Origin of the sequence: Brooklawnia sp. (genome assembly GCF_049651565.1) — a bacterium.
GTDB lineage: Bacteria > Actinomycetota > Actinomycetes > Propionibacteriales > Propionibacteriaceae > Brooklawnia.
Genome location: NZ_JBASCI010000141.1, coordinates 1 through 8,597, shown reverse-complemented (window position 1 = coordinate 8,597; position 8,597 = coordinate 1). Strand labels below are relative to the sequence as shown.

General features: G+C 68.0%; 6 protein-coding genes and 2 pseudogenes. 3 read left to right on the top strand and 5 right to left on the bottom strand.

From position 1 onward, the window contains the following. Positions 1 to 128 precede the first annotated feature (128 nt). Positions 129 to 875 (top strand): annotated as a pseudogene (locus WBL05_RS06750) (IS1634 family transposase); the annotation flags it as partial. 333 nt (positions 876 to 1,208) lie between these two features. Here the strand turns inward: WBL05_RS06750 and WBL05_RS06745 are convergent. Further along, complete coding sequence (locus tag WBL05_RS06745; RefSeq protein WP_424224652.1) at positions 1,209 to 1,970, bottom strand: GNAT family N-acetyltransferase; 762 nt, start codon at positions 1,968 to 1,970, stop codon at positions 1,209 to 1,211. A 10-nt stretch (positions 1,971 to 1,980) separates the two neighbouring features. After that, complete coding sequence (gene ileS, locus WBL05_RS06740) at positions 1,981 to 5,160, bottom strand: isoleucine--tRNA ligase (RefSeq protein ID WP_424224651.1); 3,180 nt, start codon at positions 5,158 to 5,160, stop codon at positions 1,981 to 1,983. 283 nt (positions 5,161 to 5,443) lie between these two features. Between ileS and WBL05_RS06735 the strand changes: the two genes are divergently transcribed. Beyond that, on the top strand, positions 5,444 to 6,139 hold the full coding sequence (locus WBL05_RS06735) for a DedA family protein (protein ID WP_424224650.1): 696 nt from the start codon (positions 5,444 to 5,446) through the stop codon (positions 6,137 to 6,139). Positions 6,140 to 6,364: 225 nt separating this feature from the next. Further along, positions 6,365 to 7,078 (top strand): DUF1707 SHOCT-like domain-containing protein, encoded by a 714-nt coding sequence (locus tag WBL05_RS06730; RefSeq protein ID WP_424224648.1) that lies wholly within the window; start codon positions 6,365 to 6,367, stop codon positions 7,076 to 7,078. A 56-nt stretch (positions 7,079 to 7,134) separates the two neighbouring features. On the opposite strand, the gene recR is transcribed toward WBL05_RS06730, so the two are convergent. From recR to WBL05_RS06715, 3 genes and pseudogenes are all read right to left on the bottom strand, one after another. Beyond that, a complete protein-coding gene (gene recR, locus WBL05_RS06725; protein WP_424224647.1) occupies positions 7,135 to 7,734 on the bottom strand; it encodes a recombination mediator RecR in 600 nt (199 codons plus the stop codon). Between the two features lie 9 nt (positions 7,735 to 7,743). Then, positions 7,744 to 8,070, bottom strand: a complete 327-nt coding sequence (locus WBL05_RS06720; RefSeq protein WP_424224646.1) for a YbaB/EbfC family nucleoid-associated protein — start codon at positions 8,068 to 8,070, stop codon at positions 7,744 to 7,746. A gap of 24 nt (positions 8,071 to 8,094) precedes the next feature. Further along, a pseudogene (locus WBL05_RS06715) lies at positions 8,095 to 8,597 on the bottom strand (DNA polymerase III subunit gamma and tau); the annotation flags it as partial.

The following is an 8,597-nucleotide window of genomic DNA, read 5'->3' as shown; positions in this document are numbered from 1 at the left end:
TTCGGCCTGCTGATCCACCTGGACCTGATCCAGATCCTCAGTCGTCATCTCGTCGTGGGTCATGCTCACAGTCAATCTCCTTCTCAGTTGGAGACCCATCGCTTACACAGACCATCTGACACCTCCCAGGGATGTTGTCGGCGGACAACCTCAACGGGCTGGAGGATGCCGGGTGCCGGTTCATCGTGGCTTCCCGTCAATCGCATGTGCCCTACGACCTGGGCGACCACTTCGAACGCCACGGCAACTACACCCCCGACGACTCGACCATCGAAACCACCCGCGAGATGGGCACCGGCCGGCAGCGACGAACCCGCCGAGTTGTGTATCACTACTCCTTCAAGCGGCACAAGCGAGACGACAAGACCATCAACGCCCAAGTCATCAAGGCCGAGAAGATCGCTGCCGGGCTACGCCCGGTGGCCCGTGACCGGTTCGTTAAGGTCACCAACGACGCGGACGGGAAGAAGGCCGAGGTCAACTGGGACGTCATCGAACGAGCCCGGTTCTGCGCCGGCTTCAAGGGCTACGTCACCAACATCGGCCCCGACATGATGGACGGCGCAGCCGTGGTCGCCGCCTACCGGGACCTATGGCACGTCGAAGAATCGTTCCGGATGGCCAAGGGAGACCTCCAGGCTCGGCCGATCTTCCACCGCAAACGCGAACCGATCGAGGCCCACCTCACAATCGTGTTCGCCGCGCTCGCGGTCTCCCGTCACCTCCAGGACCAGACCGGCGTCACCATCAAACGCCTCGTGCAGACACTTCGACCCCTCCGGACGGTCACGATCACCATCACCGGCCAGCCCATCCAGGCCCAGCCACGCCTCACCACCGAAGCCGAAGCCATCCTCGCCAAGATCCCTCGCTGAGCGGGGCACTAAATCAGGCCTTAGTTGTGGAACTCAGGTCACAACCCGGACTTCTTCCCGTTCTTCCTCTATTGAGGCGTCACCTTCACGCCGAGATCGGTCGACACCGGAGGCCACGTGGTCGTGCACGACGCCGAGCTCACCTGACCGGCCATGCGACCACCTTCAGGGCAGCCACGTGGCGGCGGTGCGCGCCAGCTGACCCGATGAGTGCGGAAGTTCCGGTTTCGGCACCCTGAACTTGGCTTACACCGATTCAACTGCTGCAGATGGCGCTCCAGCGTGCCAAAACCGGAATTCCCGACCGGCACAATCGCCGAGCCCGACCGGCCACTAGCGCCGGGGCTCCAGGAACCTGGACCGGAAGCGGTGGTCCAGTCGGTAGCCGACCCGCCGGTACACCGCGATCGCCGTGTCGTTGTCGGCGTACGCCGACAACGTGGTGATGCCGTCGGACGCCAGCACCCGTACGCTTAGAGCCCGGGTGATGGCGCGGCCCAGCCCGCGCCCGCGGACGGCCGGGTCGACCACCAGGCCGGCCAGGTGGCCCACGCCGGTGGCGGTGTCGTGCACCGTGCCGCAGCCGATCAGCCTGCCCGTCTCGTCCCTGGCGCCCAGCCAGTAGCGGTTCCTGCCCTGGCCCGGGTCGCCCTCCCACAGCGGGTTGATCGGCAGCGCGAAAGCCCGCAACTCCTCGGCGTCCGCATCATCGTCCAGCTCAACAAGCGGCCATTGGGCGTCGTCATCGGCCAGTTGGGTGGTCGACATCCAGACCCAGTTGCCACCGGCCTGCCATGGCTCGGCCAGCGGCAGCTCGATGCCGTCCTCACAGGTGAACCAGGCCAGCCGCCAGCCGCCCTCGGACGCCAGCCGGTGGGTGGCCGCCACCAGTTCAACACCGGCCGCGGCATCGGGTTGGGTGGTGAGCACCGCGGTGGCGCCGGCGCGGTGGTCGTCCCAACCGCGCAACGCGACCCAGCCCTGCGGCCCCACCAGTCCGACCCCGTCGACCGGCACCTCGCATGCTACGTACGGGTCGGCGCCGCTGGCGTCCAGCAACTCGTCGCGGGACGCCACCCGCCACCCGGACGCCACCCCGGGCAACTCAGGCCTTCGCGACCAGGATGCGCAACCCGAGCTCGTCGTCGGTCGCCCATTCACCATCCGGTTCGCCCTGGCCCATCGAGGTTGCCAGCACCTCGTCAGCGATCTGCTCGGTGTGCGAGCTGACCGCCTCAGCCAGCTCCGGACGATCGGCCGCCCACTGCAGGGTGATCCGGTCGGACACGTCGAAGCCGGACGCCTTGCGGGTCTCCTGGATGAACCGGATCGCCTCCCGCGCCAGCCCGGCCGACACCAGCGCCGGGGTCAGCTCCAGGTCGAGCGCGATGGTCTGGCCATCCTCCTCGACCACCGACCAGCCCTCGCGGGGCCGCTCGGTGACGAAGATGTCTTCGGCACCCAACTCGACCGTCCCCACCCCGTGCGCGGTCACCGTCACCACACCGGACGCCGCGAGGTCGGCCGCGAGCCGGGCGGCATCGGCGGTCGCCACCGCCTCGGCGACCACCGGGGTCTGCTTGCCGAACCGTTTGCCCAGCGCCCGGAAGTTCGCCTTGGCAGAGTAGTCGACCACGTCACCGGCGGCGTTGAAGGTCTCGATCGCGCCGATGTTGAGTTCGGCGGTGATCTCGGCCACCAGTTCGTCGTCAAGTTGGGCCCGGGCCGCGGATCCGATCAGCGCCCGCGACAGCGGTTGGCGGGTCTTCACCTTCGCCTCCGCGCGGGCAGCACGTCCGAGCTCCACCAGGCGGCGGGCCAGCTCCATCGAGTGGACGAGCCTGGCGTCGATCAGCGACTCGTCCGCGGTCGGCCAGTCGGCCAGGTGCACCGAGTCCGGCGCGGTCGGGTCGGTCGGGACGAACAGGTCCTGCCAGACTCGTTCGGTGATGAACGGGGTGATCGGCGCCATCAACCGGGTCAGCTGGTGCAGGGTCTCGTGCAGCGTCCACAGCGCCGACTGGTCGCCGTCCCAGAAACGCCGCCGACTACGCCGGACGTACCAGTTCGACAGGTCGTCGATGAAGCCCTGCACCAGGGCGCCGGCGTGCTGGGTGTCGAAGTCCTCCAGGTCGGTGGTGACGTCCACGATCAGCTGCTGGGTGGCCGAGACCAGCCAACGGTCCAGCACGTGCCGGTCGGCGACTGCCGGCGGCTGGCCGGTCGGTGTCCAGCCATTGGCCCGGGCGTACAGCGAGTGGAACGCCACGGTGTTCCAGTAGGTGAGCAGCACCTTGCGGACGGTCTCCTGCAGCGCGGTGTGCCCGACCCGCCGGGCCGACCACGGTGAACCGGAGCAGGCCATGAACCAGCGCACCGCGTCCGCCCCGTGCCGGTCCATCAGCGGGATCGGCTCGAGGATGTTGCCCAGGTGTTTGCTCATCTTGCGGCCGTCCTCGGCGAGGATGTGCCCAAGGCACAGCACGTTGCGGTAGGCGGACTGGTCGAAGACCAGCGTGCCCACCGTCATCAGCGTGTAGAACCAGCCGCGGGTCTGGTCGATCGCCTCGCAGATGAAGTCAGCCGGATAGTGCTCGGCGAACTTCTCCTTGGAACCGGCCACCCACGGGTATCCCCACTGCGCGAACGGCATCGAGCCGGAGTCGAACCATGCGTCGATCACCTCCGGAACCCGCCGGAAAGTGCCGGGCTGGCCGGGCAGGGTGAAGGTGACGTCGTCGACGAACGGCCGGTGCGGGTCCAGGTCGGACAGGTCGCGTCCGGCGAGTCGCCCCAGTTCGGCTCGCGAGCCGACGCAGACCAGCTGGCTGGGGTCGGTGTCGTTGCGCCAGATCGGCAGCGGCGTCCCCCAGTACCTCGACCGGCTGAGCGCCCAGTCGATGTTGTTGTCGAGCCAGTCGCCGTAGCGGCCGTGCTTGATGTGCTCGGGGTACCAGTTGGTGGCCTCGTTCTCGCGCAGCAGCGCGTCCTTGACCTGGGTGGTGCGGATGTACCAGGACGGCTGGGCGTAGTAGATCAGCGGGGTGTGGCAGCGCCAGCAGTGCGGGTAGGAGTGGGAGTACGGCTGCTCGGCGAACAGCAGCCCGCGCTCGACCAGGTCGGCCACCAGGTCCTTGTCAGCGGTCTTGAAGAACTGACCGCCGACCAGTTCGAGGCTGAGCTCGAAGGTGCCGTCGCTGCGGATCGGGTTCACGATCTCCAGTCCGTACTGCCGGCCGATCTGGATGTCCTCGGCGCCGAAGGCGGGCGCCTGGTGCACCAGGCCGGTGCCGTCGGCGGTGGTGACGTAGTCGGCCAGCACCACGTAGTGGGCTCGGCCGGTGAACTGCACCAGCTCGAACGGACGCCGGTAGTCCCAGTGCTCCATCTCGGCGCCGACGATGCTGTCGGTGACGTGCCAGGCCGGCTGGCCGTCCTCGGTGTGGATGTGGCCGAGCACGGCGTCGAACAACGGCTCGGCGACCACCAGGTCTTCCGCGCCGTTGGTGGCCCGCACGTAGGTGACCTTCGGGTGCACCGCCACCGCGGTGTTGCTGACCAGCGTCCACGGCGTGGTGGTCCACACCAGCATGGTGGCGCCGGCCCATGGTCCGCTGGTGAGCGGGAACCGGACGTAGACCGACGGGTCGATGACGTCCTCGTAGCCCTGCGACACCTCGTGGTCGCTGAGCGCGGTCTGGTCCTTGGGGCAGTACGGCGTCACCCGGTAGTCCTCGACCAGCAGACCGTTGTCGAAGATCTGCTTGAGCGCCCACCACACCGACTCGACGTAGTCGGCCGACATCGTCCAGTAGGCATCGTCGAGGTCGACCCAGTAGCCCATCCGGTTGGTCAGTTCGGCGAACTCACCGACGTAGCGCGACACCGACTGCCGGCACATCTGGTTGGACTTCTCGACCCCGAACTGCTCGATCTCAGCCTTGCCGTCCAGCCCTAGTTCCTGTTCGACGGCCAGCTCGACCGGCAGACCGTGGCAGTCCCAGCCCGCCTTGCGGTCGACCCGGCGCCCCTGCATGGTCTTGAAGCGGGGGAAGACGTCCTTGAAGACGCGCGCCTCGATGTGGTGGGTGCCCGGGTGGCCGTTGGCGGTGGGCGGACCCTCGAAGAAGGTCCACGGCTCGCCGTCGGCGGTCGCCTGCCAGCTGCGGTGGAAGGTGTCGCCGCGCTGCCAGAGCTCGAGGACCTCGTGGTCCATCGCCACCAGGTCGAGTTGGGCAGGAACCGCGCGGTAGCTGCCCGGTTGCGGCTGTTTGATCTGGCTCATCGGTGCGTCCCTTGTCGTCGTTGCTGCAAGGGACGAACGCGCCGGCCTGGGCGTCCGCGGTACCACCCCTGTTGGGACGCACGCGGCGTCCCCACTCGTTTTCGTGCCCTGCGGCCGGTTCTAGTAGGCCGGGAAACCCGGCTGTTCTTCCGGCAGCTCCGAGGTGATGGCCCCATCACAGCCTTGCAGCAGCGCAACCGATTGTAGGACGCTCCGAGCGGTGAACCGAAATTGGGCTGCATGCAACACTGGAGGCGGCCCGACCGTTTGGAGAACCAGCCGCATGTTGGATCAGATCAGCGAGTTCATCGTCGCGGCATCGACCTCGGGATGGAGCTACCTGTGGCTGGCCACGTTCATCATCCTGGACGCCATCGTGCCGGTCTTTCCGAGCGAGTCGCTGGTGATCTCGATGGCCTCGGTCCTGGTGCATGAACCCAAGCACCTGTTGGTGCTGCTCTTCGTGGTGTCGGCGGTGGCGGCCTGGGTGGGCGACAACTTGGCCTTCATGATCGGACGCAGCCGCTGGCTACGCCAGAACCTGCTGCTGGAGCGGCCCAAGGTGGCGGCCGCGTTCGGCTGGGCCCGCAAGGAGATACTCGCGCGGGGGGCGACGGTGATCGTCGTCGGGAGGTTCATTCCCGGGGTGAGGATCGCGATCAACATGGTGTGCGGGATCGTCGGCTACTCCCAGCGCCGTTTCATGCTGGTGGTCACGGCCAGCGCCAGCCTGTGGTCGGCGTACAGCGTCGTGGTCGGGGTGGTGGCCGGCAACTGGTTCGGGCAGCACAAGCTGCTGGGCGTGCTGGTCGCCGTCGCGGTGGGGGTGATCCTTGGGCCCATCATCGACTGGTTGTTACGAAAGACGGTGTTCCGCGGCTCGGAGATCCCCGGACGGGGGCGGCCCGGTCCCGGTTCGCCGCCCGGCGAGGCGTTGCCCGGCGATTCGGCGTTCGGAGATCCCGACCCTGGCTCGTGACCCGCTGCCACCATCCAGCGGGTGCATCCGATTGCCCAGACCAACACTTCCTGCACCCAATCCCTGGGCCCGCGGCCGGCCGATCCAGCGGGTGCGTCCGATCGCCCAGACCAACACTTCCTGCACCCAATCACTGGGCGCGGCTGGCGCCCGGGCAACGCCGGACTCACCAGCGTCTTTCCTGCTGGGGTGTGCTACCGAAGCACGCGCACCTAGAGTGCTGCCATGACCGAGAATCCCGAGCAATGGCAGCAAGGTTCCAGACTTCGGGCGGGGGACGCCGACCGGCAACGGGCAATTGAGACGCTGACCAGCGCTTGGCGGGCGGGACGCATCACCCGCGACGAGTTCCAGGAACGCAACCAGCAACTGTTCACCGCCACCTACACCGACGAACTCGAAGCCCTGACCGCAGACATCGGCGGACTCTCCGGCGCCCCAGGACCGGCTGCCTACCCCGGCGGCGCCCTGGTGCCGAACAGCGGCGGCAAGGCGGTGCAGGACAGTTGGCAGTCCGACCCGGACGCGAACCTGCCGGCCAGGCGGTACGCCACCGATGACAGCGACGCCTCAACCCTGTCGGTCGGCGTCATGAGCGGCATGGAGAAAGTCGGCCGTTGGACGGTCGCCCCGACCCATGTGTCGATCGGCTTCTGGGGCGGCACCACCCTCGACCTGCGGGACGCTGTCTTCGTCAGCCCCGAAACCACCATCACCTGCATCGCGGTCATGGGTGGCATCGAGGTCATCGTCCCGCCGGAGATGGATGTCCGGATAACTGGCGTGGGCGTGATGGGCGGCTTCGGCTGGGAGAAGATCGACCAGGCCCGGCCGGCCCGGCAGCCGCACCCCGACGGCCCGGTGGTGAGGATCAACGGGGTCGGGTTCTGGGGCGGCGTGGAGGTCTACCGCAGGGAGCGCGGCGAGCCGCTGCGCTAGCGCCGGGTTGGCGACCAAAGTTCGGCAGGCGGCGAACGCCCGGATGGCCCGGATGGCTAGTCGACGTAGCGGCGGCCGCTGAACGCGCGTCCGAGCGTCACCTCGTCGGCGTACTCCAGGTCGCCCCCGACCGGCAGCCCCGACGCCAGCCGGCTGATCTGGATGCCCGGGGTCTGACCGAGCAGCCGGCTCAGGTAGGTGGCGGTGGCCTCCCCCTCCAGGTTCGGGTTGGTCGCCAGGATCACCTCGGTGATGGCATCGTCCGAGAGCCGCCTGACCAGTTCGGCGATGTGCAGGTCGCCCGGGCCGCGACCCGCGATCGGGCTGATCGCCCCGCCCAGCACGTGGTAGCGTCCGCGGAACTCGCGGGTGCGCTCGATCGCCACTACATCCTTGCTCTCCTCGACCACGCAGATCGAGCTCGGGTCACGGCGAACGTCCCGGCAGATCCGGCACACCTCCTGGTCGGTGACGTTGAAGCAGACCTTGCAGAAGTGCACCTTCTCCTTCAGCTGAAGCAGCGCGTTCGCCAGCCGCTCGACGTCCTCGGGTGGCTGGTCCAGCATCCAGAAGGCGATCCGCTGGGCGCTCTTCGGTCCGATGCCGGGCAGTCGTCCCAACTCGTCGATCAGGTCCTGGACTGGTCCGTCGTACAACCTCGCCTCTCACAAACCCATCTGGTCCATGCCACCCATGTCACCAAGATCGGGGAACATGGTCTGGGCCTGGTCGGCGGCCTTGCCGCTGGCGTCGCGGAACGCTGCGATGATCAGGTCGCTGAGCGATTCCAGGTCGTCCACGTCGACCGCCTCCGGGCTGATCCGCAGCCCGATCAGTTCGCCGCCGCCGGTGATCGTGACCTCGATCAGGCCGCCACCCGAGCTGCCGGTGAAGGTGGAGTTGGCCAGCTCCTCCTGCGCCTGTTGCAGTTGCTCCTGCATCGCCTGCGCCTGTTGCAGCAGGGCGTTCATGTCCATGCCTTCGGGGAACATGGCTGTCCTTTCGTGGAGGGTTGCCTAGAGCTCTTCTTCGTCGATGATCTGGGCGCCGAGTTGGCGGGCCAGCAGTTCGGCCGCGTCGACGCCGGTCTCGTCGAGGATCTCGTCGTCCTCGCCGACCCAGTCGTCCGGCTCCGGGGGCGGCGGGACGTCGAGGGTGCGTTCAGGTTGCTGGGGTGGACGCCGGTGGTTGGCCGGTGCGGGTGCCCGCTGGACGGCTGCCGCCGCGGGCGGGCGCTGCGCCGGAAGCTCAACGGCCGGTGGCTGGCAGCTCTGCTGCAAGGGCCCGCCGTCGACCGACGCCTGGATGTGCAGGTCGGCCCCGAGCACCTCGATCAGGCAGTCTCGCAGCACGTCGACGCTGCCGCCGCTCTGGAACCGCTCCAGGGTGCCCTGGCTGCTGAACCCGAGCAGCAGTTCACGACCACGCACCTCGACCACGTGCGCGTTCTGGCTGAGCAGCGCGTGGGTGAACCGCTTGCGGCTCTTCACCTCATCGAGCACCTGCGGCCACAGCCGAC